Here is a 24,312-nt window from a genome sequence, read left to right as displayed (position 1 = left end):
ACGATTGGGAGATAACTTGTTAACGGGTCCTTCTGTGTGTGTAAATAGAATTGCCGCCTTCTAAAACGTGAACAATTTCTTGTGCCATTTCTGCCACAGGCACAGGATCATAGCCAATAAATAAGTTCTTTAAAAAGGGGATTTTCTTAAAAAAATAAATACATTTACTAAAAAGTATGGTGCCGGTACGTTCTTGACCTACAAGTAAACTAGGATAAAAAATCACTGCTTCGGCGACTTCTTGGTGGATTAGTTCCTCCGCTGCCAATTTGGCATCCATATATTTTCTCAAAGGGAAAGGAACAGTATTGGCTGAAATAAATAAAAACTTAGCTGGCTTTTTTTGTTGTGCTAAAAAAGAGCTGATTTTTTTCACTGGCGTCAGAATTAGCCGTTGATAGGTTTTCTTTTTTCGTGGATTTTCAAATAAAATACCTACTGTATCAATGACCCAGTCAGCACGTTGGACTTGTTCTTGCCAATTCGTGTCACGAGTAACATCGGAGCATACCCACTGCACTTGGTGGCTCCAAGATGCGGAGAGCGTGGCAGGCTTTCCATGACGTGAAACACTGATGACTTGATGTTGGCGTTGGACTAAAATTTTCGCGATTTGTTGACCTAAAAAACCGCTACCGCCAAAAATAATGATTTTCATGGCAAGCCCTCACTTTCAATTGTTTCTTCTAGTGTACCTTAAATAAAAAAAGAAGCAAAAAATCTCGATTGCGTATAGTTTAATTATAAATAACATAAAAATAACCTTTTTATATTGTTGAAACACAAAGACCCAACAATGGTTATTTATTGTCGTGAAATAAATAAAAAAATGAACAAAAATGAAATAAATCAGACTAAAGGCCTAGAGAAAGGCCCTTGTTTCTTGAATTCAAGCATGGTTAAATAGTTATAAGTGAACGACCGAGCAATTTAGTTTGTTGGGAAAATAGACAGAATGAGGAGATGAAACGAAGAAAATGAAGAAGAAAACGATCATTATATTGGGGGCAGTTGCGGTAATTGCGGTTGGGGGCATCGTAACTGTGAATGCGTTAAATAAAAATGCACAACAAGTAGCTGTCAAGCAAGCGCCTAAAGATGACTGGGGAATTGACTATTTTGACGTTCCCGACTTGCAACAAATTTATATTAACGGTGTCATCCAACCGGAACAAATGGAAGCCTTTGCGCGTGATCAAAAAATAACAAAGGATCCAGAGATTAAGGTGAAAAACGGCGATGTCGTAGATGCAGGCACAGAATTATTTACTTATGAAGATGAGGCGGTCACAAAAGAAATTGAGGCACAACAAAATAGCTTAGCCAAATTAGAAACGAAGCGGGCGAATATCTATAATAAGTGGAATCGGGCCATTGATAAATTTAATAAAACTAAAGAAGAAGACCGCACGATGTCTGGGGATGATTTAAATGAACAATATCAAACAGAAGTCGATGCGGTAGATGAAGAGATTGCCTTCACCAATGAAACCTTAGCGGATTTAGGAGCGAAGCAATATATTTCCACAAAAGCTAATTTCAAAGGTCGCGTATCAATTCCAGAAGTAAAAGACGCCAATTCACCGATTTTACGGTTAACTTCAGAAGATCTCTATTTAGCTGGGAAAGTGAATGAAAAGGATTTGACTAAAATTAGTGTTGGGCAAAAAGCTAAACTAACTTCTGTTTCCAATAATGTGGTTGTGGATGGCTCAATTTCTTACATCGATGATAATCCTCCTGAAGGCAACAGCGATGCCGCGAGTGGCAATCCAGAGGGCGGCACGACGATGTCTAGTTATAGCGTCAAAATTGCGTTGGCCAATTTAGACAAAGTCAAAAATGGCTATCATATGCAAGCAACCATTGATTTAGGCGATTTAGGGGCGATTGAGTTACCGAAAAAAGCGATTCAAAAAGAGGGTGAACAGGCCTACGTTTTAGTGAATGATTTTGGAACCATCATTCGTCGTGACGTCCAAGTCGGGCAAGAAAATGGCGACAAAATGGCGATTGAATCTGGCTTAGAATCAGCCGACCGAGTGGTTATTTCTTCAAAAAAACCAGTAAAAGTCGGTGACATTGTTGAATCAGATGCAGCGATTGCTTCTGATGAATCAGCAACCAACGAATCAATGACAGATGCGTCGAAATAGGAGGGCTTGATGGTGGAAGCAAACAATACAAATCAACCCCTCATTGAATTGCGGGACATTAACAAGTTCTATCCAGTAGGTAAGGAAAAACTACATGTTTTAAAAGAATTGAACTTGACCATCCATCAAGGAGAGTTCATTTTAATCATGGGGAAGTCCGGTAGTGGTAAGACAACGCTGATGAACATTATTGGTTTCTTGGATCGCTTAACAGACGGAAGCTATCATTTCTCAGGAACAGATGTTTCAAAATTGTCTGAAAATAAAAAATCAGCCTTTCGCAATGAATATCTAGGGTTTATTTTTCAACAATTTTTCTTGATTAATTCCTTAAATGTTAGTCAAAATGTTCAATTGCCCTGTGTTTATGAAGGGAAAAAAAGCCGCGCTGAGAAAAAAGCGATTGCTGAGAAGTACCTAAAAATTGTCGGTTTGGAAACAAAAGCCAAATCAAAAGTTACTGAACTTTCTGGAGGACAGCAACAAAGAGTAGCCATTGCTCGTTCCTTGGTGAATGATCCATTATTGATTATGGCTGATGAACCGACTGGGGCATTGGATAGTGAAACGGGTACAGAAATCATGGAATTATTGAAAGAATTGAATGAACAGGGCAAAACAATTGTCATGGTGACACATGATGAAGATATGAAAAAATATGCCTCACGAGTGATTCATATGAAAGATGGTCGCTTTTTGGAAGAAGAGGTGATTAGATGATTGCTAATTTATTTGTTAGTACTTTTTTAAGCTTAAAGGCACATAAGTTGCGGGTATTTTTAACGATGGTCGGGATTATTATTGGGATTACATCAGTCGTAACGATTTCTGCACTAGGTGAAGGGATGAAGCGTCAAGTTGTGAAGGCATCCAGTGCAGTGAACGCGGATGTTTTGAAGATTCATTATACAATGTCAGATGGTAGCAGTGACAATTTTATGTCCTACGAAGAGCCAGATTATACGTTTAGCCGAGTGGACTTGAAAAAATTACAAGACATTCAAGGAATTGAAAGTATTTACCCTCAATATGGTGAATCAATGATGGGGGGCGGAGACAATTTGTTTGTACCAATGGATTATTTTGGGGCGCAAGCGAATTTATCCATTACGTCGACTAAAGGGCAGAATGATATTTTATATGGTCGTGATTTTCAACCGAGCGATGCAAATACAGATGCGATTGTCTTAAATCATGACATCTTTGAAGCGCAAATTCGGCTTGATGATCCTAGCCAACTCATTGGAAAAGCTGTTTCAATTGGTGGTTATATGTACAAGGTGATTGGTATTTTAGCACCAAAAGATTTAGATAGTTTGGGTATGAACGATGATTGGGCAACTGCTATGAGCAGTTTTGTTTCTCGAGAATCATACAATAAATTAGCGAAAACAAAAGCAATTAGTGGCATCAATATTAAGGTTCGTGAGGGAGCGGACCGTGAAGCAATTTTAGGACAGGCAATCACTATTTTAAGTGAAAATCATCCTGAAGTGAAAGGAACGTTTAAAGAAAATGACCAAGACCAACAACTCCAACAACAAATGGAAGAAATGGTCACGGGTATGACGATGTTTCTGATGGCAATTACTGCAATCTCCCTATTAGTCGGGGGAATTGGCGTCATGAACATCATGTATGTGTCTGTCACGGAACGGAAACGAGAAATCGGGATTCGTCGGGCCATTGGTGCTAAACCACGAGTCATTTTATTCCAATTTTTAATGGAAGCAGCGTTTATCACATTGATTGGTGGTTTGATTGGTGTCGGCTGCGGCTATTTATTGGCAACTGTGGTCGGTGGGTATATTTCGATTACGCCAATTATTACGCCGTCCATCTTTGCCATTTCAACATTGGTTTCTGTCTTCACAGGTATCTTTTTCGGGATTATTCCAGCAATTGGTGCCTCGAGGATGGATCCGATTAAAGCGATTTATAATTAAAAAGATATATTTTTGGTTTTTTCTAAACAGTTCAAATAATCTGAAATGAGATTGTTTGTTAAAAGATTGAATGATATGCTTTTGTTGTGCATGGTCACAATGGAAGCATATTGTTTTAATAGGAGGAGAGAAAATGAAAAAAACGGTTAGACTGTTGTTGGTTGGTTATGTAGAATGGACTGTAGAAGAAAGGTATCAAAGCTGTCTAGGGAATAATATAGTGAGTATAAGACAATTGTTTAAAAAAGTTCAGGCGCCAATTACATATAGAAATACAACGAAAATATGAAAAAAATAGTAGCAGGATTTCTTAGTTTGATTAGTATTGGAATAATGTTATTTGTTGTAAAAGACAAATTGATAGAAGAAAAAAAGCAATCTTTTGTTGTGCAAGAAGAAACAGATTTTTATGTATTATCAACCCAAGCGATTTATTCATTCATGTTTTCTGAAAATGACATCAAAAAACATAAGCGAAGTCGTGTGAATCTACCAGAGATTGTCCCAACAGGGTTTTCAAAAGGAAGATTACAATCCCACTATTTACTATTTTCAACGGGTGATCTTTTGAGCAGCACTAAGGATGAATTTATAGTGAGTGTTGATTTTTTAAAAGGAGAACTTTTGAAAAGAAAGACAGAAAAATATCCTTATACTGGTACTGGTTATAGCTCCAACTATTTTTATACTGTTCAAGCAGAGCGTTTTTATTCTTTTGATACTGAAGGGAATCCAGTTAGTTCATACATGTTTAATGAATCTACAACACCAGTTACGCAATTTTCAGGAACACAAAATAAGCTATATGTCGTCGCTAGTCAGGAAGCCAAAGAAAAACAACTTTATGAGAATACGTTGTTCATTTTTAAAGAAGGGGAAAATTTGACATTAACAGACGAAATATTTTTAGATACAAACCCAGAGTATGTTTATGGTTTTACTTCTTCTGTGATTGTAAATAATCAAATTTACTTGCCGATAACGGCTCATAGAAACCGAGTAAGTTATGAAAATGTGCCAGATAATCGAATTATGCAAATGGGTTTAGATGCTAAAAATCAACGTTTTATTCAATTGACAGAGAATTTTCCTAACCTAATTTACAAAAGTAGAACGTCCGAATATTTGATTATTGATCACGAGCCAAATGCATTAGGGAAAGTGGGACTGTCAATTGTTAATCTTGCTACGGAAGAAAGTTATTTTTTAAATATTAATGGACAGTTAAAGACGGAAGAATTAGAAGAATCTATGATCTATAGTGTAAATACAACGAAAGATAATCAGTTGTTGGTTTTAGCTGGTCAGACGCTTCTCAGATATGATTTGGTGACAGGAAATTTGCTTTCGGAAACAAAAGTTCTTGAAAAAGAAGAACAAGGTATTTATATTTGGGTTAATCATTAAAAAAGAAGGACCGCCTGATAAGTTTCTCAGGCAGTCCTTTTTTTACTTCATGTCACTAAGAATTTTCTGAATCAATTCTTGTTGAAACTCTTTGGTATATTGTTCGGTGAGTTTTGCTTGTTCTTCTTGGGACATTGATGGATTCGCCAGCATAGCGTCCATCATTTTTTTGCCAACTGTTTCAGTCCCTTCTTTTTTGATATCAGCGGCATGTTGTTCCATATATTCGCCTAATTTTTTGGCTTGATCAGCACTTAAAACTAGCCAGTCACTAGCAACGTTGAAGGTGTTTTCTTGTTTTGCAAATTGGTTATCGTTGTCAGCAAGGCCAAATAGTGTTTTGGCCCAAGACTCTTGATAGGACCATTTCGTCGTTTTTTGGACTAATGTGGCTTTTTGAGCATCTTTTTGAACTGTGTTTGTGACGTTTTCCGTTCCTGTTTTTTGTAGTTTCTTTTTATCTGGTGTGTTATATAAATAAACTTTTTCGGAACCATCGCCCAACGGCTGGTACAATAACATGTTGGGGCCATCTTTGCTTGAACTACTGCTTTTTAGTTCAAACGTTTTGTCCTGAGTAACTTCGGTCATACCAAAATGATCTTTATCGTTTAAAACGATAAGACTTAACGAAGCTAAGAAGCCTAAACCAAAAATAACCATACAGAATTTATGCCAGACTTTTCGGCCAAATACATTCGTATAGGCAAAGCCTAACACGCAAAGGATTAAAAGAAAAATAATCATTATTTCATTGCACCTACTTCCTTAACCGGCATCGCTTCTTTTTTATTTAAGAAGAAAGTAATCGCCAAGCCGAGAACGCCAAAGATTGTTGCCACGAAGAAGGCTGCGTGATAGCCGTTTAATGTTGCGTTTGTTGCTTGATCGCGATAAGCGAGTGGGGCTGTTTTTAATAAGTCTGATGCAGGTAAGCCGTCTTTGGTAACATTTGTTAAAACACTAATCAAAACAGCTGTTCCAATTGAGCTAGCTACTTGTCGGAAGGTGTTGTTTACAGCAGTTCCGTGACTTAATAAATTCATTGGTAAAGCATTCATGCCAGAAGTTGTTACAGGCATCATGACCATCGAAATACCAAACATCCGAATCGCATATAGGACAATGATATAAATAATAGGTGTTGCTTTTGTTAAGAAAGCAAACGGTAACGTTGCAGCTGTTAAAATAAACATCCCAGTAATCGCAAGACGACGGGCACCAATTTTATCAAAAATGCGACCCGTTACTGGCATCATAAGTCCCATGACTAACGCTCCTGGTAAAAGCATTAACCCTGAATGGAAGGCAGATTCGCCACGAATATTTTGGATATACAAAGGTAAAACCATTTCGGCACCAATCATTGCCATGTTGGTTACGCCAGATAAAATGGCTGCAACAGTAAAGACTTTTGATTTAAAAACGCGTAGTTCTAAGAAAGGTTGTTCTAAATGCAATTGTCGATATGTAAAAAGACATAAAACAATCGCACCAACAATTAAGAATCCATAGACTTGCGGGCTACCCCACCCTTTATCACCAACGCTTGAGAAGCCGTAAAGTAAGCTACCGAATCCGAGAGTAGAAAGAATGACCGATAAGACATCGATACTTGGATTAGATAATTGGATGACATTTTTCATTAAAAATGAAGCCAAAATTAGGACTAAAACAACAATTGGAATGACCATCCCAAAAAGGTCACGCCATGTATAAGAATCAATAATCCAACCAGATAATGTTGGACCTAAAGCGGGTGCTAATCCGATAACAATTCCCGTTGTGCCCATGGCAGCGCCACGTTTTTCAGGCGGGAAAATTGAAAGCATAATTGTTTGTAAAAGAGGCATAGATACGCCGACCCCTGCGGCTTGAACAAGACGTCCAGTCAATAACATGCCGAAGTCTTGCGCTACAAAACAGATGATGGTTCCGATTAAGAACGTTGACATCGCTGTTATGTATAATTTTTTTGAACTGAATTTGTTAATCAACCAAGCACTGATGGGAATCATAATGCCGTTCACAAGTAGGAATCCAGTGGTTAGCCACTGTACACTTGAAGCTGAGATATCAAATTCTTTCATTAATGTAGGTAAGGCCGTCGTTAAAAGTGTTTGGTTTAAAATCGTACAAAATGTTCCGATTAGTAAAACACCGACTAGTAACGACCGGTTATAAGGTTTTCCGTGAATATCCACAGGTTGTTGTGAAGTCACATATATCGCTCCTTTTTCTGTAAGTTTCAAATTAAATTGCATTAACTACTTTACAACTAATTAGAATCTTTGTCAACTTACTTGACAAATGTGTAAAAAAAACTACAATTAAGGAAAGGATAAGGGAAAGGAAGTTAAACTAATGTGGTCAAAAATGATTCAGCGTTTGTTAAATGAAGAAAATTTGTTGATAGGAATTAGTGAACTAAGTGAAATTGCTGAAGTTTCGCCACGTCAACTTCGTTATTGGGAAGAAAAAGGGTATATTTCTTCTATTGCGAAAGACGCAAACGGTCCACGGAAATATCGGTTACATACAGTCGTCAAAGTGCATTGGATCAAGCGTTTTTTGGATGAAGGATATACGTTACAAAGTGCGGTGGAAAAAGCAGAAGAGCAGCATCGTAATGTGGGGATGACGAAAAAAATCTTTAGTCAAATGTTTCATGGTATCTCAGAAGTTTGTCCCAATTACGTAGCGATTGATTTGGGCGATTTCGATGAAGAACAAAAATTATATGTCGTATTTAATGAAACCACAGAAGTCAGTGAGTATCTTTTAATTCCTAAGGATGCAGATGTTTCTGATGAGTTAAAGAAAAGAAAATAAGAATGAAATAGGACTGGGAGAAAGACCTGAAGTGAAAGTAAAACGTTACTGAATGAATCTTCGAGTTCTTTTTTTCTTGCAATTTCTTTATTTTTCTATATAATTTCTTATATGGAAAAGGAGGGTTTCGATGAAAGAAACAAAACCTTACGGAACAGTCTTATTAAAAGCGGCTAAAATCATGGACTGTCTAAGTTTACAACCCGATCAAACCTTGCAGGAAATTGCAAAGAATACCGAAATGACGGCATCAACGGCAATCAAAATTTTAGAAACCTTAACATTAATTGGCTATGTTCAAAAAGACACGAACAAGACGTACCGCTTAGGAACAAAATTGATTCGCTATGCGAATCAAAGTGTGGAGCAAATCGATTTAGCTGAAATTGCGGTACCTTATTTAGAAAACCTTCAAAATACGGTCGATGAAACCATTCATTTAGGGATTTTAAATAATAATGAAATTCTGTATATCAATAAATTAGAACCGAAAAATCAAACGATTCGCATGTCCTCGAAAGTGGGAATTACTCGACCTTTGTATAATTCGGCCATGGGTAAAGCCGTTTTAGCAGAATTTTCGGAAGAACAAGTGCAACAATATTTAGATACGCAGACATTAATTCCCTATACCGAAAATACGATTACCAATCCCTTGCGTTTGAAAAAAGAATTAAAACAAGTGCAACAAACGGGGGTTGCTTACGATGATGAAGAAATTGAACAAGATATTTTCTGTAGCGGAGTATCTTTAATGAAAGATGGCGAAATTGCGGGTGCTTTTAGTGTGAGCATGCCGAAATATCGTTTGACAGAGGAAAATAAAACGACGATTAATCAAGCCCTTTTAGCAACAAAAGCAGCGATTGAAGCGAAATTATAGTAGAAAAAGAAAGCCAAACAAAAGTCGATTGGGATTTTTGTTTGGCTTTCTTTTTTTATTTTTGTAAAAACGTTTGCATTTTCTTTTTTTATCTGTATAATGAAGTTGTGAATTTCTTTATAATAAATATATATTTCTAAATAAGAAATGAGGGAGTCTGTTGAAGCGAGTATCAATTTTACAAAAATTAGAAAATGCTGGCGTGATTGCTGTGGTTCGCGGAAAGACAAAAGAGGAAGCGCTAAAAGCTAGTCAAGCCATTGTAGCAGGCGGTATGCGGGGGATTGAGTTAACCTTTACTGTTCCTCAAGCAACAGAAGTGATTCAGGAATTAGTTGCGTTATACCAAGAGAATCCTGACGTAGTCATTGGTGCGGGGACAGTTTTGGATGCTACGACTGCTCGTTTAGCTATTGTAGCAGGGGCTGAATATATTGTGAGTCCAAGCTTCGATGAAGAAACCGCTAAAATTTGCAATTTATATCAAGTTCCCTATTTGCCAGGCTGTATGACCATCACAGAAATGAAAGAAGCACTGAAAAGCGGAGCAGATATTATTAAACTATTTCCGGGAAGTGTTTATGGACCGAGTGTTATTTCGGCATTTAAAGCGCCATTGCCTCAGTTAAATATTATGCCAACGGGTGGTGTCAGTTTGGAAAATATGGCCGAGTGGTTTGCTGCAGGTGTGACGGCTGTCGGTGTTGGTGGCAATCTGTTAGCGCCAGCAGCAACTGGGGATTTTGAAAAAGTTCGTGAGGTTGCCCAAACCTATATGGAAAAATTCCAAGCAATCAAAGGGGTGTAGGCACATGGGGAAAGTCGTAACATTGGGAGAAATCATGTTGCGTTTGTCCACGCCTGTCGGAATACGCGTAGCACAAACAGAAAATTTCGCTGTACATTACGGCGGTGGTGAAGCGAATGTAGCGATTTCGTTAGCGAACTATGGCCACCAAGTGACTTTTGCTAGTAAAGTGCCCGATAATTCATTAGGAGAAGCCGCCAAAAAGCATTTAAGTCGTTATGGGGTTTCAACGGAATTTGTACGAACTGGAGGAACACGCCTAGGAACGTATTACTTGGAAACTGGTACAGGAGAACGAGCAGCCAGTGTGGTCTATGATCGCGCCTATTCAAGCTTTGCTCAAATCGAAGAAATGGAATGGGACTTACATGAGCTGTTTTCAGGAGTAGAGATCTTTCATATTTCAGGGATTACAGCGGCGTTGTCAAAAAATTGGCAAAGTATGACGGTTGCGCTAGTTAAAGCAGCGAAGCAAGCAGGGTGCCAAGTAAGTTTTGACATTAATTATCGAGGGAAACTTTGGTCCCAGAAAGAAGCGAGCGTGGCATTGAAGGCCATTCTTCCATTTGTTGATATTTGTTCAGCTGGGGTATTAGATGCTCGTTATTTACTGGAGATTCCAGAACCAGAGGAAGAACTTGAAGACGCATTAACGTGGTACTACCGAAAAATGCAAGAACGTTATCCCAACATTCAAGTATTTTATTCAACCAAACGTCAAGTTCATTCAGCGACAGATAATGAATTAATCGGAACGCTATGGTACAAAGGTGCGTATTATACGTCTAAATGTCATCGATTACAACCGATTGTTGACCGTGTCGGTGCCGGTGATGCGTTTGCTGGTGGGGTTTTACATGGTTTATTAGCTGCCTATGATCCACAAACCTGTATTGATTTTGCGACAGCAGCTAGTGCATTAAAACATACTGTCCATGGTGATTGTAATCAATTTAGTCAAAAAGAAGTCCTTGCTTTTTTGGCAACGGGCTCAGGAAAAATAAATAGATAGGAGATTTTAGTTATGCAAAATATGGAAACACGTTATACACATAGTCCGGCGGATATCCGTCACTATTCAACAGAACAATTGAGAGATGAATTTTTAGTAGAGAAAGTTTTTATTCCAGGTGCAATCAGCTTAACCTACACACATAATGATCGGATGATTTTTGGTGGTGTGACACCAACCACAGAAGAATTAGAAATTATTTTGGACAAGGAATTAGGAGTTGATTATTTCTTAGAACGCCGTGAACTAGGAGTTATTAATATTGGGGGACCAGGCTTTATTGAAATTGATGGCGCCAAAGAAACAATGAAAAAACAAGATGGCTATTATATTGGGAAAGAAACAAAACATGTTCGTTTTTCTTCAGAAAACCCTGATAATCCAGCGAAATTTTACATTAGTTGTGTCCCAGCACATCATAAATATCCGAACGTAAAAATTAGTATTGATGAAATTACCCCAATGGAAACGGGTGATCCATTAACATTGAACCAACGTAAAATTTACCAATACATTCATCCGAACGTTTGTGAAAGTTGCCAGTTACAAATGGGTTACACCATTTTAGAACCAGGTAGCGCTTGGAATACAATGCCTTGTCATACACATGAACGTCGGATGGAAGCGTATGTTTATTTTGATATGGAAGAAGATACGCGGATTTTCCACATGATGGGTAAACCAGATGAAACGAAACATTTAGTAATGAGTAATGAACAAGCAGCCATTTCACCAAGCTGGTCAATTCATTCTGGGGTTGGTACAAGTAATTATTCCTTTATTTGGGCCATGTGCGGAGAAAATATTACGTACACAGACATGGATATGGTTGCGATGGATCAATTAAAATAAACCAAAGAAAGAGGAGAAAACATGGAATTTAAAATGAATGATTTTCAATTAGATGGAAAAGTAGCGTTAATTACAGGTGCTGTTTATGGGATTGGCTTTGAGATTGCGAAATCCCTAGCTGAAGCAGGAGCAACAATTGTTTTTAATAACTTATCTCCTGAATCAGTTGAACAAGGCTTGGAAAATTATCGGGCCGCAGGGATTGAAGCACGTGGTTATGTGTGTGATGTCACTGATGAAGAGCAAGTTCAAGCGATGGTTGCTCAGATTAAAGAAGAAGTCGGCTCTATTGATATTTTAGTCAATAATGCGGGAATTATTAAACGAATTCCAATGGTGGATATGTCAGCAGAAGAGTTCCGTCAAGTGATTGATGTTGACTTGAATGCGCCATTTATTATGGCAAAAGCGGTTATTCCAGATATGATTGAAAAGGGCCATGGCAAAATTATCAATATCTGTTCAATGATGAGTGAACTAGGTCGTGAAACAGTTAGTGCGTACGCGGCAGCAAAAGGCGGACTAAAAATGTTAACGAAAAATATTGCTTCTGAATATGGACAATATAATATTCAATGTAATGGGATTGGACCTGGCTACATTGAAACGCCACAGACGGCGCCATTAAGAGAACCAGGGCATCCATTTAACGAATTCATCTTGGGACGAACACCTGCTAATCGTTGGGGCACACCAGCAGACTTAGCTGGCCCAGCAGTTTTCTTAGCATCTAACGCTTCTGACTTTGTTAACGGACATATCTTATATGTCGATGGTGGAATTTTAGCTTATATTGGAAAACAACCATAAATAAGTAACAAAAAGCGGACATCCCTAAAAAGGATGTCCGTTTTTTGTTATTTACTCATTGATTGAATTGGTAAAAACCGTATCTAATTTTTAAAAAAAGTCAATTTTTGACAGTAATTCGTCAAGATTAACTATATAATTTGCTAACATTCCTTGCTAAACTAAAATTATAAAAAAATGAAAGCGTTTCATTTGCGCTGGTGGGATGGAAAAGGAGTTTTGATTGCCGATGATTATTAAACAGGAACAATTCATACCAAAAGATACAGTAGAAACAACGATTGACTTATTAATTAGAAATTTAACAACGATTAAAGATAACACAGGTGAATTTTTGTTAGATTTTGATGGTTTAAAAGTTGATGACAAAAGTTGGACGATTTGGAACTGGCCGCAAGGCGTTGGGTTGTATGGTATATATAAGAATTATCGAAATACTAAAAGTGAAAAAGCTTTACAAGTAGTTAACGACTGGTTTGAAGGTCGGATGCAAGAAGGCGCGCCGCCTAAGAATGTGAATACGATGGCTCCGCTTTTAACAATGGCTTATCTATATGAAGACACGAAAGACTCTAAATATATACCTTACTTAGAGCAATGGGCGGAATGGGTGATGGAAGAAATGCCCCGAACGAATGAAGGTGGTTTGCAACATGCGACATATGGACCAGAAAATAAAAATCAATTATGGGATGATACGTTAATGATGACTGTCTTACCTTTGGCAAAAATTGGTAAGTTGTTGAATCGACTCGATTATTTGGAAGAAGCAAAGCATCAATTTTTAATCCATATTAAATATTTACAAGATAAAAAAAGTGGTCTATGGTATCACGGTTGGACTTTTGAAGGAAATCATAATTATGCGGAAGCACTGTGGGCAAGAGGAAACTGCTGGATTACGATTGCTATTCCAGAAATTATTGAAATCTTAGAGTTGCCAAAAGGAGATAGTTTACGGGAATTTTTATTAAGTACCCTCAATGCGCAAGTGGCAGCTTTAGCGAAATACCAAGATGAATCTGGTTTATGGCATACATTAATTAATGATTCAAATTCGTATTTAGAATCTTCTGCTACAGCGGGATTCGCTTATGGGATTTTAAAAGCGGTTCATAAAAAATATATTTCTTCTGAATATGAAGAAGTGGCAAATAAAGCAATTGCTGGCTTACTAAATGAGATTGATGAAACGGGAGAAGTACAACATGTGTCAGTTGGTACAGGAATGGGTGATAATTTAGATTTTTATCGCACAATTGGAATGACAGCGATGCCTTATGGTCAATCATTAACAATCCTATGTTTGACTGAATTGCTTGTTTCTTATTGCTAGAAAAGTAAGGAGAAAAGTTCATGAAAAAAAGAAAGGTTTTATTTACAACAGTTATGGTATTGGCAGGATTACAGTTGCTAAGTGGTTGCGGCAAAACAGAAGCTTCGGCAAATGATACGGTAGTCTTGCGCTATGCGTATGCTAGCAATAGCCAACCAGTTATCGATTCTATGAAGAAATTCGGTGAATTGGTAGAGGAAAAAACAGATGGTAAAGTTCAAATTGAATACTTTCCAGATGGTCAATTAGGGGGAGAAACAGAACTAATTGAATTAACACAAACAGGTGCAATTGATTTTGCAAAAGTCAGTGGATCAGCATTAGAAAGTTTTTCTAAAGATTATTCTGTATTTGCCATTCCGTATATTTTTGATAATGAAAAACATTTTTTTAAAGTAATGGATAATCAAGCGCTAATGCAACCAGTGTATGATTCTACAAAAAAATTAGGATTTGTTGGTTTAACTTATTATGACTCTGGTCAACGAAGTTTTTATATGAGCAAAGGGCCTGTTACATCTCCAGATGATTTGAAAGGTAAAAAAATTCGGGTCATGCAAAGTGAAACCGCCATCAAAATGGTAGAACTTTTAGGGGGTTCGCCAGTACCTATGGGTAGTTCGGAAGTATATACTTCTCTACAATCTAATCTAATCAACGGTGCAGAGAATAATGAGTTCGTTTTATATACAGCTGGTCATGGTGGTGTGGCTAAGTATTATTCTTATGATGAGCATACTCGAGTGCCAGATATTGTGATTATGAACGAGGGGACAAAAGAACGTTTGACAGCGAAACAAGAACAAGCGATTGAAGAAGCAGCAAAAGAATCGACCGCTTTTGAAAAAACGGTCTTTAAAGAAGCGGTTGAAGAAGAAAAGAAAAAAGCACAAGCAGAATATGGCGTTGTGTTCAATCAAGTAGACAGTGAACCATTCCAAAAACTCGTTCAACCGTTGCATGAATCATTCAAAAATAGCTCAGAATATGGCGAACTGTATCAGGCTATTCGCCAGTTGGCGGACTAATTAAGGAGGTAATTATGAAAGGTTTTAGAAAATTTTTAAATCGACTTTTAGAAATACTTGGATCAATCATTCTTGCTGCAATGGTTTTGGTCGTTTTGTACCAAGTGTTTGCCCGGACAGTGTTAAAAAATCCTAGTACCTTAACAGAAGAATTTGTTCGCTTTGCATTGGTCTGGCTGGCGATGTTAGCTTCTGCTTATGTGGTTGGAAAAAAGGGACATTTAGCAGTAACTTTGTTAAGTGAAAAATTACAAGGGAAACAAAAACGCTTTTTAGAATTTATTGTTCAATTGTTGTTCCTACTTTTTGCAGGAGTGATTATGATATTTGGCGGTTGGAATGGTGTAGTAATTACGTTAGGACAAATTTCACCATCTTTGGCAATTCCTATGGGTTATGTCTATTTAGCTGTTCCAGTAGCAGGTGTTTTGATGTTTATTTATAGTTTGATGAATTTGCTAGAGTTATTCACGCAATCAAAAGATTCTTAATGCGTTTATAGAAGAAAAAGAATAGGAGTAAAAATATGGCTTTAGAAGCAGGCATTATCTTATTTGTAGTTTTTGCAGTCTTATTGGTAGTTGGTATGCCAATTGGTATGAGCATTGCGGCATCTTCAATTGCAACATTGTTATTAGTAATTCCTTTTGAAGCAGCTGCATTTACCTCAGCTCAAAAAATGGTCTCTAGTTTAAATAGTTTCTCTCTCGTAGCAATTCCGTTTTTTATTTTTTCTGGCGTGATTATGAATAATGGGGGAATTGCCCAAAAGTTGGTAAATTTTTCTATGTTATTTGTTGGTCGTGTTCCCGGCGCGCTAGCACATACTAATGTGTTAGGGAACGCATTATTTGGTTCGATTTCTAGCTCTGCAATTGCAGCATCGACTGCTATTGGTGGCGTGCTAATTCCGCAACAAGTAAATGAGGGCTATGATCGGAAATTTGCAACGGCTGTAAATATTGCCTCTGCTCCTACAGGGATGGTTATTCCACCAAGTACAGCGTTTATTATGTATTCATTGGTGGCTGGTGGGGCCTCTATTTCTTCTTTATTTTTAGGCGGTTATTTGGTAGGTTCTTTGTGGGCGTTAGGAATTATGGTGGTAGCTTATGTTATTGCAAAACGTCATAATTATCCTACTGTGGCAAAAGCAAAAAAAGGAGAAGTCAGCAAGGTTTTGCGAGAAGCGGTTCCCAGTGTATTGTTAATTGTCATTATTATTGGCGGTATTTTGACGGGGTTATTTACAGCGATTGAAGCATCAGCAATCGCTGTCGCATACTCATTATTGATTTCAATGTTTTACTACAAAACAGTGAAAATAAACGATTTACCTAAAATGTTAAAAGAGGCTGTCTTGATGAGCGGAACCATTATGTTCTTGTTGGCAACTTCTTCAATGATGTCTTTTGCGATGGCTTTTACAGGGATACCAGAAGCAATCAGTACAGCTATTTTAGGAATCACAGACAATAAATACTTAATTCTATTATTAGTAAACGTTGTCCTATTGTTTGTGGGAATGTTTATGGATGTTGGTCCAGCTATTTTGATTTTTACACCAATCTTTTTACCAATTGTTATGAATGTTGGAGTGGATCCAGTTCATTTTGGTTTATTTGCGATTATGAACTTGTGTGTTGGCTCAATTACACCACCTGTTGGAACAGGATTATATGTTGGTGCTAGTGTTGGGGGTGTTAAAGCTGAGCAAATGCTGAAACCGCTAGTTCCATTTTATCTGATAATTCTAGCAATTTTACTTTTAATCACATATGTACCTGAACTTGTCATGTGGTTACCAAATCTAATTTCTTAATTCAATACAAATTGTCTAACAACCCCAATTGAGCGAAATATACGTTGTTCAATCAACTAGATTTGGTAATTTACTATAAAATATTGAGTTTAGGAGGCATAGAAATAAAAAATCTCTCTATGACGTTATGTGTCATAGAGAGATTTTTTAGAAGCCACTTTTACGGTATTGACTAGGAGTTAATCCAGTTCGCTTTTTAAATAATCGACTAAAGTAGGCATAGTTTTCTAAACCAACATCTACAGCAATTTCTTTCACTGTTTGATTAGAATAGCGTAGTAAATCTTTTGAATAAGAAATTTTTTTACTAATTTGATATTTAATTGGCGGTAATCCAATGTATTTGGAGAACTCTTTGTTCAATTGATATTTATTTAAATGAAAGAGTTGAGCCAAGTCTTCTAAAGAAATTGTTTCTTTGAAATGTTGATCAATGTAAGCTTTCATTTCCAAAACCAATGATGGAATCGTTTCGTAGGTAAAGTCTTGACGATACTTTTGCAACAATAATTCGTTCAGTAATTGATGAATTAAAACGGAAGATTGGTAATCAGTTTGCGCATGTTGTAAATCTTGTAATTGTAATAGTTGCTGAATTATTAAATGAATAGGATTATCTTCAGGAAGCTGATTAGTGGAGAAAACAGGTGAACCATTTTTCATAAATTCTTGGAAAAAAGCGCCAGAATTTCCTCCTTCAAAATGAATCCAGTCCATTTCCCAAGGCTCTTCGCTGGTTGCTTGATAGTATTGATAATCCCGACAGTCAATAAAGAATAAATCGCCTCTCTGTAAGCTGTATGTATGATAACGATAGCGTAATTCCCCATTACCATTTAGCGTGAATTTAATTAAGTATGATGGTAAATGTGCCCGCTCCGTATAATAAGGGCGCGAGGCTTTAAACTGTCCAATTTCCTGTATGTAATAAAAAAGTGTGCGACTTTTGCTACTAGGTGTCAAAATATGTCGCTTAGAATCGTCTGACCAAGAGTAGTCGGCTTTTTCCCAATAATCCATAAGAACCTCCTAATTACCAAGATAGTACAATTATATCTCAAAATTGTGAGAGGTGAAAGCGCTGTTTTTTGTTTATGATGAATACATAAAGTTAGTCTAACGTACAAAAAATAAAAATAGTGAAAGGATTGACAACTATCAACAAAGTGAAAAAAGAACAAGTTGAGAAACGAACCTATTTAGCGGTTGATATTGGCGCTTCTAGCGGTCGCATAATGAAAAGTCAACGCTTAGCGAATGGTCAGATAACAATAGAAGAAATTCATCGTTTTAAAAATGGTTTTCATCAAAAAGATGGATATCAGCGTTGGGATATGGCTAGTTTAGTCCATGAGTTACTGCTTGGTCTGCAAAAAGTTAAACAATTAGGTATCAAGGAATGCTTTATTGGAATTGATACTTGGGGTGTTGACTATTGTCTGCTGGATCAATCTGGACAACTTTTGGACGAACCGATTGCTTATCGAGATGGACGGACAGAAGCAGCTGTAACAAATTTTTCAAAAGGCTATTCATTAGAAAAATTGTACCAACAAACGGGGATTCAAGTTCAACCTTTTAATACCATTTTTCAGTTATTTGTAGAGGAAAAGGAACGTTTGGCTGCAGCCAGCCAATTGTTGTTAATCCCTGATTACTTAGGTTATGTCTTTACTGGAAAAGCAGTCATCGAAGCCACCAACGCCTCCACCACGCAACTGTTGAATGCTGGAACGAAACAATGGGAAAGTGAATTACTGGATTTCCTAGGAGTTGATGAAACATTATTTCCAACATTAGTAGAGCCGGGCATGATTTTAGGCGACCTGCAAACAGCGGCTTTTCCAGACTATGATTTACCAAATGCAACGTTGATTACGATAGCTAGTCATGATACAGCTTCAGCAATTTTAGGCACGCCAGGCATTGGCGATGACTGGGCGTACATTAGCAGTGGTACTTGGTCTTTATTAGGTATTGAAGCTACTGTTACAACAATTTCTGCTGAAGCTTTCCAAGAAAATTACACGAATGAATGGGGCGCCCAGAACACAATTCGTTTCTTAAAAAATATTATGGGTATGTGGCTAATTCAAGAAGTGGCACGGCAACAAAACTACCAATATAGCTATGCTGAATTGGCCGCCTTAGCTGAAAAAGAACCAGCATTTCAACAATTTATTGATATAAATGATCCTCGTTTTTTAAATCCAGGAAATATGATTACTGAATTACAAGCCTATTGCCGTGAAACACAACAAACAGTTCCTGAAAGCCCTGGTGAACTCGCTCGTTGTATTTATGATAATTTAGCATTGTGTTACAGCGTAGAACTAGAAAAATTAGCTCAATTAACAGGAATCGAACGGAAAATTACAACTTTACATGTTGTCGGTGGTGGTTCCAATAATCGTTTATTGAACCAGCTAACTGCTGATGTTGCTAATGTTACAGTGAAAGCGGGACCTGGAGAAGCAACTGCTTTAGGTAATCTTTTGATGCAGATGATTGCAACAGGTGAACTTAAAGATATTCCAGCAGCTCGTACTTGTATCCAAACATCTTTTCCCACGGAAATCTATCAAGCAAATCCAATTGATTCAACAATAAAAAATCGCTATCAAGCATTTATGAAAAGGAGCTCATTATGACAACCATTACACAAAAATATGAAGAAGCGAAAGAAAAATATGCCAGTATTGGCGTAGATACCGAAGCTGTATTGGAAAAAATGGCTGATGTCAAAATTTCAATGCATGTGTGGCAAGGAGATGATGTGAGAGGCTTCTTAAGTGAGGATGAACTTTCTGGTGGTATTTCAGTTACAGGGAACTATCCAGGCGTTGCTCGAAGTCCCCAGCAACTACGTCAAGATTTAGAAAAAGCGTTTTCTTTAATTCCAGGAAAACATAAATTGAATTTGCATGCTATTTATTTAGACACAGAGGAAAGGGTGGATTTAAACGAACTGGAACCAAAGCATTTTGAACCATGGGTGACTTGGGCAAAAGAAAATGGCTTAGGATTGGACTTTAATCCAACCTTTTTCTCGCATCCAATGTACCGCGATGGCTTTACTTTAGCTCATCCGAATCCGCAAGTTCGAGACTTTTGGATTGAGCATGGGAAACGTTCACGAAGAATTGCTGAATATTTTGGAAGAGAATTAGGACAAGTAGCTGTCAATAACTTTTGGGTGCCAGATGGCTTTAAAGATAACCCAGTTGATCGTTTAACGCCGAGAAAGAGGCTAATGGCTTCGCTAGATGAAATTTTTTCAGAGGAAATTGATCCAGCTTATACAGTCGATGCGGTGGAAAGCAAGCTCTTTGGGATTGGTTCAGAAGCCTATACAGTTGGGTCTCATGAATTTTATATGGGCTACGGTTTAACGCGGAATAAATTAATTTGTTTAGATGCTGGTCATTTTCATCCAACAGAAGTGATTTCTAATAAGTTATCTTCATTATCCTTATTTGGCGAAGGAATGCTATTACATGTCAGTCGTCCAGTTCGCTGGGATAGTGACCACGTTGTCATTATGGATGATGAATTGCAAGAAATTGCCAAGGAGTTAGTTCGCAATGATTTATTAGGACAAACACACGTGGGCTTAGATTTCTTTGATGCCACAATCAATCGTGTTGCCGCTTGGGTGATTGGCACCCGCAATACACAAAAAGCGTTAATGAAAGCGATGCTTGAGCCAACAAACGTCTTAAAAGAAGCTGAATTGATAGGAGATTTTACCACACGTTTAGCCTTAACGGAAGAGTTAAAAGACTTTCCATTCGTCGATATCTGGAACTACTACTGTCAAGAAAATCACGTACCTATCGGCTTAGATTGGTTAACGGATGTTCAAGAATACGAAAAAGTGATTTTACCAACTCGTCAATTGCCAACAGGTAAAGATAGTTGTCGTTTTTCATAAAATTAACAAACGAGAGGAACTTCTAAAATGAAAAAAATGAACGTGTTACAAGCACCATTTGTGGAAGAAATGGTCAAAACGACCAAAAATTTATATCGTTTAGGTTGGGATGAACGAAATGGCGGAAATATTTCGTATTTATTAAAAGAGGAGGAGATTTTACCTTTTCTAAATCCAACACAAGTGCTCCGAAAGATTCCAATGAAATTTGATGCAACGAAATTAGCAGGAAAATATTTTATCGTGACAGGCTCAGGAAAATATTTTAAAAATGTCTGTGATGCACCAAGTGAAAACTTAGGGATTTTACGAGTTAGTGAAAATGGCCAGGAATTAGAACTATTGTGGGGCTTAGAAGATGAAGCTGTGCCAACGAGTGAATTACCTAGTCATTTTATGAGCCATATTGCTCGTTTAGCTGTTGATCCAGAAAATCGCATTGTCATGCATAATCATGCGAGTCATTTATTAGCAATGAGTTTTACCCACGAATTAGATGAAAAAGTCTTTACTAGAACATTATGGCAAATGTGTACCGAATGTTTAGTAGTATTTCCAGACGGTGTTGGTATTATTCCATGGTTGGTTCCTGGAACGAATGAAATTGGTGTAGCAACGGCTGAAAAAATGAAAGAATCTCGTTTGGTTTTATGGCCGCAACATGGTATTTATGGTACTGGCCGTGATATGGATGAAGTATTTGGTTTAATTGAAACTGCCGAAAAAGCCGCTGAAGTGTACACTTATGTTTGTGCGCAAGGAGGCGTTCGCCAAACAATTTCAGATGCAGATTTATGGCGCTTAGCAGAAGCGTTTGGTGTGACACCGAAAGTTGGCTATTTGGAAGAGAAAGTATCAAAACGGAGAAAGCTATGATAAAAAAAGCCTTTTGTATGCAAGTATATCCTGATCAACAGGCCGAATATCAACGACGTCATGAGGAGTTATGGCCAGAAATGCGTCAAATGCTGAAAGAACATGGGGCAATTAAGTATCAAATTTTTTTAAATCCTGAAACCAGTACACTTTTTGGTTATTTAGAAATAGAAGATGAAGCTCGCTGGGAACAAATAGCACTGACGCCAATCAATCAAAAATGGTGGAACTATATGGAAGATATTATGGAAACAAATCCTGATTGCTCGCCGATGACGACTGAATTAAGAAAAGTTTTTGAACTATAATTTAAAATAGAACAGTTTGTTATAGTGAATCGTATGATTGTACACAAAACAACTTACTTGAGTGGAGTTGATTTTAAGAAATTGTTCTGGAACTTACAAAGAAAGCCTTTGTGGTAACGCCTGTTCCAGAAAGTAATAAATTGTACCAACATTAGCTGTAACTGTTTATTCAAAAAATAGTTAACTTCTAAAAAAAGAGGTGAATCTTGTTGAAGAGTGTAAAAGAAATCCGGAAATCACAAGTAAATAGTATGATTTCAGATCAATATGAGATCTTTCATGTAAAAGATATGGTTAGTCCAGAAAAAACCATCTATCATTACCACGATTTTTATGAAGTCCATTGTACGTTAAAAGGGGTAGCAACGTTCTTTTTAGATGGACATCAATTTGATGTTGAAGCAGGGACCGTTTTACTCATTCATTATCATGATTTACATCGAATTATTAAGCAGAGTACTGATGATTTTGAACGGATGTATATTTTTTTAACACCCGATTTTTTACAACAACGATCTAGTAAACGGACAAACTTGTCTGCTTGTTTTCAACATTTTGGTCAGCGTCGTAGTAAAGTTATCAAAGTGGATGTAGCAAAATTAGCAAACTACTTGACCCCGTTAGATCATTCTCCTTTGCCAGAAGAATATGGTGCGGATGTTCGTTATGAACAACAACTGTTAGACTTTTTAATTTACTTAAATCAATTAGTTCTGAAAGAAGAGAATGAGAGCCAACCAAAACAAATGATTGAAAATGAACGAATTGAAGCAATGATTACCTACATTTCTCAAAATTTGGATCAACCATTAACCTTAGAACAGATGGAAAAAAATTTTTTTGTGACTAAGTATTATGTAACGCGGGAATTTAAGAAACATACAGGATTTACTTTCCATCAATTTGTGCTGAAAAAGAAACTACTTTACGCTAAACAGTTATTAAAAGAATATCGCAGTGCTAGTGATGTTTACCTGAAATGTGGATTTAAATCATATCCACACTTTTTGAAATCCTTTAAAAAAGAGTTTAATATGACACCGAAAGAATTTTTGGTGCAACATAAGAATAATCAGATCATTCATTTTGATCATTACGAAGAATCTATCAAGAAAGTGAGGCTTGAATAAAATGTTGACACTTGCAGTACGTGCCCATGATGTTGGCACCAAAATATCTCCTGTGGAATTGGCTAAAAAAATTGCTGAAACGAACATCACTTCAATTCAATTTGCCTTAGGTATTTCTTATCCAGAATATGCAAGTGCTGCTGTTCTATCTCCAGGACTAGGAAGTCAATTTAAGAATATTTTCGAAGATGAAAAGATTACGATTAGCGTCCTAAGTTGTTATATTAATCTGATTCATCCAGATTTAGAAGAGCGAGAAAAACGACTGCATCAATTTGAAACATACATTCGTTACGCTTCAATGTTTGGGGCAAAAATCGTTGCAACTGAAACAGGCAGTATATATGAAACGATTTATTACACTGAAGATAATTATACAGAAGAAGCCTACGAAGAAGTTTTATTTTCTGTTAGAAGATTATGTCGAGAAGCTGAAAAGTATGGGATAATTGTTGGGATTGAACCAGGAATCAATCATCCAATTCATACAATTGAAAAAATGCAACGATTGATTGACGAGGTTGCTTCAACTAATTTAGGCATTATTTTGGATCCTACCAACTTAATTCGAGTAGATATAGATAAAACGTATTTGGAAATAGTAGAAGAAGCGTTTGAGTGTTTTGGTGAAAAAATCGTTGCTTTTCATTTGAAAGATTTCATTATAAGAAATCAGCAGATATTTCCGGTAGCCATTGGCGAAGGGCAGGTACCTCTTAAAGAAACCATTCAATTTTTGAATAAACATAAGCCCGGACTGTTCACTATTTTTGAGGAAACACCATTTGAAAAAATAGCAAGTGCCTATCAAAAAGTTTCGCAATATCATTCCATTTAGATAAAAATGTGCAACAAAAAACATCTCGATTTTTTGAGATGTTTTTGTTGCTTAATAAGACAAAATATAAAATACACTTGCCTTAAAAACTCACATAAAAGAAAGAAGCAATCGCCACAGCAAATGAAATAATAGCAAACACTAAACTACTCCATAGTCCTAACAGAATAAATGGTGAGGTTCTTTTACCGCCCTCTTTCTTTAAGTAGGAAAATGTCCGTCCAGTAACAATGAATTGCCAGATACTAATCAATAAAAAAATACCGCCAATTAAGTAACGCATGTCCTCGTCCTCCTTCTATTTAGTATACCACTTGTTGAAAACGTTATCAAA

The 24,312-nt window shown here is 37.0% G+C and carries 26 protein-coding genes; 21 read left to right on the top strand and 5 right to left on the bottom strand.

Annotated features, from left to right (window positions below):
• Nucleotides 1–19: 19 nt before the first annotated feature.
• Nucleotides 20–658, bottom strand: a complete 639-nt coding sequence (locus tag AB3I34_RS07005) for an NAD(P)H-binding protein (RefSeq protein WP_002373205.1) — start codon at nt 656–658, stop codon at nt 20–22.
• Between the two features lie 319 nt (nt 659–977).
• On the opposite strand from AB3I34_RS07005, the gene AB3I34_RS07000 reads away from it, so the two are divergent.
• From AB3I34_RS07000 to AB3I34_RS06980, 5 genes are all read left to right on the top strand, one after another.
• A complete protein-coding gene (locus AB3I34_RS07000) occupies nt 978–2,156 on the top strand; it encodes an efflux RND transporter periplasmic adaptor subunit (RefSeq protein ID WP_002375821.1) in 1,179 nt (392 codons plus the stop codon).
• Nucleotides 2,157–2,165: 9 nt separating this feature from the next.
• The gene (locus AB3I34_RS06995) at nt 2,166–2,876 is read left to right on the top strand and encodes an ABC transporter ATP-binding protein (protein WP_002383683.1); all 711 of its coding nucleotides are present in this window, start codon (nt 2,166–2,168) and stop codon (nt 2,874–2,876) included.
• A complete protein-coding gene (locus tag AB3I34_RS06990; protein ID WP_002355288.1) occupies nt 2,873–4,102 on the top strand; it encodes an ABC transporter permease in 1,230 nt (409 codons plus the stop codon). The genes AB3I34_RS06995 and AB3I34_RS06990 overlap by 4 nt, the downstream gene beginning before the upstream one ends.
• A gap of 133 nt (nt 4,103–4,235) precedes the next feature.
• Complete coding sequence (locus tag AB3I34_RS06985) at nt 4,236–4,391, top strand: hypothetical protein (RefSeq protein WP_010709202.1); 156 nt, start codon at nt 4,236–4,238, stop codon at nt 4,389–4,391.
• Between the two features lie 26 nt (nt 4,392–4,417).
• A complete protein-coding gene (locus AB3I34_RS06980; RefSeq protein WP_010817012.1) occupies nt 4,418–5,509 on the top strand; it encodes a hypothetical protein in 1,092 nt (363 codons plus the stop codon).
• Between the two features lie 42 nt (nt 5,510–5,551).
• Here the strand turns inward: AB3I34_RS06980 and AB3I34_RS06975 are convergent, their stop codons facing one another.
• Both AB3I34_RS06975 and AB3I34_RS06970 read right to left on the bottom strand, forming a co-directional pair.
• On the bottom strand, nt 5,552–6,256 hold the full coding sequence (locus tag AB3I34_RS06975) for a DUF4811 domain-containing protein (protein WP_010711971.1): 705 nt from the start codon (nt 6,254–6,256) through the stop codon (nt 5,552–5,554).
• The gene (locus AB3I34_RS06970) at nt 6,256–7,773 is read right to left on the bottom strand and encodes an MDR family MFS transporter (RefSeq protein WP_002389910.1); all 1,518 of its coding nucleotides are present in this window, start codon (nt 7,771–7,773) and stop codon (nt 6,256–6,258) included. The genes AB3I34_RS06975 and AB3I34_RS06970 overlap by 1 nt, the downstream gene beginning before the upstream one ends.
• A 100-nt stretch (nt 7,774–7,873) precedes the next feature.
• On the opposite strand from AB3I34_RS06970, the gene AB3I34_RS06965 reads away from it, so the two are divergent.
• From AB3I34_RS06965 to AB3I34_RS06920, 10 genes are all read left to right on the top strand, one after another.
• On the top strand, nt 7,874–8,341 hold the full coding sequence (locus AB3I34_RS06965) for a MerR family transcriptional regulator (protein WP_002383688.1): 468 nt from the start codon (nt 7,874–7,876) through the stop codon (nt 8,339–8,341).
• Between the two features lie 130 nt (nt 8,342–8,471).
• A complete protein-coding gene (locus AB3I34_RS06960; protein ID WP_002355294.1) occupies nt 8,472–9,224 on the top strand; it encodes an IclR family transcriptional regulator in 753 nt (250 codons plus the stop codon).
• A 160-nt stretch (nt 9,225–9,384) separates the two neighbouring features.
• Complete coding sequence (locus AB3I34_RS06955; RefSeq protein ID WP_002375826.1) at nt 9,385–10,032, top strand: bifunctional 4-hydroxy-2-oxoglutarate aldolase/2-dehydro-3-deoxy-phosphogluconate aldolase; 648 nt, start codon at nt 9,385–9,387, stop codon at nt 10,030–10,032.
• A 4-nt stretch (nt 10,033–10,036) separates the two neighbouring features.
• A complete protein-coding gene (locus tag AB3I34_RS06950) occupies nt 10,037–11,044 on the top strand; it encodes a sugar kinase (RefSeq protein ID WP_002419219.1) in 1,008 nt (335 codons plus the stop codon).
• Nucleotides 11,045–11,056: 12 nt separating this feature from the next.
• On the top strand, nt 11,057–11,896 hold the full coding sequence (gene kduI / locus AB3I34_RS06945; protein ID WP_002355301.1) for a 5-dehydro-4-deoxy-D-glucuronate isomerase: 840 nt from the start codon (nt 11,057–11,059) through the stop codon (nt 11,894–11,896).
• A gap of 21 nt (nt 11,897–11,917) precedes the next feature.
• Nucleotides 11,918–12,706 (top strand): gluconate 5-dehydrogenase, encoded by a 789-nt coding sequence (locus AB3I34_RS06940; RefSeq protein ID WP_002362994.1) that lies wholly within the window; start codon nt 11,918–11,920, stop codon nt 12,704–12,706.
• Between the two features lie 229 nt (nt 12,707–12,935).
• Nucleotides 12,936–14,042, top strand: coding sequence for a glycoside hydrolase family 105 protein (locus AB3I34_RS06935; RefSeq protein ID WP_002385348.1), 1,107 nt, complete (start codon nt 12,936–12,938; stop codon nt 14,040–14,042).
• A gap of 20 nt (nt 14,043–14,062) precedes the next feature.
• Complete coding sequence (locus AB3I34_RS06930; RefSeq protein WP_010711972.1) at nt 14,063–15,070, top strand: TRAP transporter substrate-binding protein; 1,008 nt, start codon at nt 14,063–14,065, stop codon at nt 15,068–15,070.
• Between the two features lie 14 nt (nt 15,071–15,084).
• Nucleotides 15,085–15,561, top strand: a complete 477-nt coding sequence (locus AB3I34_RS06925) for a TRAP transporter small permease (protein ID WP_002355305.1) — start codon at nt 15,085–15,087, stop codon at nt 15,559–15,561.
• Between the two features lie 35 nt (nt 15,562–15,596).
• A complete protein-coding gene (locus tag AB3I34_RS06920) occupies nt 15,597–16,892 on the top strand; it encodes a TRAP transporter large permease (RefSeq protein ID WP_002375834.1) in 1,296 nt (431 codons plus the stop codon).
• Nucleotides 16,893–17,039: 147 nt separating this feature from the next.
• Here the strand turns inward: AB3I34_RS06920 and AB3I34_RS06915 are convergent, their stop codons facing one another.
• On the bottom strand, nt 17,040–17,912 hold the full coding sequence (locus AB3I34_RS06915; protein WP_002375835.1) for an AraC family transcriptional regulator: 873 nt from the start codon (nt 17,910–17,912) through the stop codon (nt 17,040–17,042).
• Between the two features lie 119 nt (nt 17,913–18,031).
• Here AB3I34_RS06915 and rhaB point away from each other — a divergent pair, with 119 nt between their 5' ends.
• The 6 genes from rhaB (at nt 18,032) to AB3I34_RS06885 (ending at nt 23,978) form a co-directional block, all read left to right on the top strand.
• A complete protein-coding gene (rhaB, locus tag AB3I34_RS06910) occupies nt 18,032–19,543 on the top strand; it encodes a rhamnulokinase (RefSeq protein ID WP_025189297.1) in 1,512 nt (503 codons plus the stop codon).
• On the top strand, nt 19,540–20,826 hold the full coding sequence (gene rhaA / locus AB3I34_RS06905) for an L-rhamnose isomerase (protein ID WP_010711974.1): 1,287 nt from the start codon (nt 19,540–19,542) through the stop codon (nt 20,824–20,826). The genes rhaB and rhaA overlap by 4 nt, the downstream gene beginning before the upstream one ends.
• Before the next feature lie 27 nt (nt 20,827–20,853).
• The gene (rhaD, locus tag AB3I34_RS06900) at nt 20,854–21,702 is read left to right on the top strand and encodes a rhamnulose-1-phosphate aldolase (protein WP_002363003.1); all 849 of its coding nucleotides are present in this window, start codon (nt 20,854–20,856) and stop codon (nt 21,700–21,702) included.
• Nucleotides 21,699–22,010, top strand: a complete 312-nt coding sequence (gene rhaM, locus AB3I34_RS06895) for an L-rhamnose mutarotase (RefSeq protein WP_002380032.1) — start codon at nt 21,699–21,701, stop codon at nt 22,008–22,010. Before rhaD ends, rhaM begins: the two co-directional genes overlap by 4 nt.
• A gap of 251 nt (nt 22,011–22,261) precedes the next feature.
• The gene (locus tag AB3I34_RS06890; protein WP_002358417.1) at nt 22,262–23,140 is read left to right on the top strand and encodes an AraC family transcriptional regulator; all 879 of its coding nucleotides are present in this window, start codon (nt 22,262–22,264) and stop codon (nt 23,138–23,140) included.
• Between the two features lies 1 nt (nt 23,141).
• Nucleotides 23,142–23,978 (top strand): sugar phosphate isomerase/epimerase, encoded by an 837-nt coding sequence (locus AB3I34_RS06885; protein ID WP_010711975.1) that lies wholly within the window; start codon nt 23,142–23,144, stop codon nt 23,976–23,978.
• 82 nt (nt 23,979–24,060) lie between these two features.
• On the opposite strand, the gene AB3I34_RS06880 is transcribed toward AB3I34_RS06885, so the two are convergent.
• A complete protein-coding gene (locus tag AB3I34_RS06880; protein ID WP_002355314.1) occupies nt 24,061–24,261 on the bottom strand; it encodes a hypothetical protein in 201 nt (66 codons plus the stop codon).
• Nucleotides 24,262–24,312 lie beyond the last annotated feature (51 nt).

It is taken from the genome of Enterococcus sp. C102(2024) (genome assembly GCF_040888205.1).
Classification (GTDB): Bacteria; Bacillota; Bacilli; order Lactobacillales; family Enterococcaceae; genus Enterococcus; species Enterococcus faecalis.
Note: the sequence above shows the minus strand (reverse complement) of the source record. Positions and strands in the feature narration are given on the sequence as shown.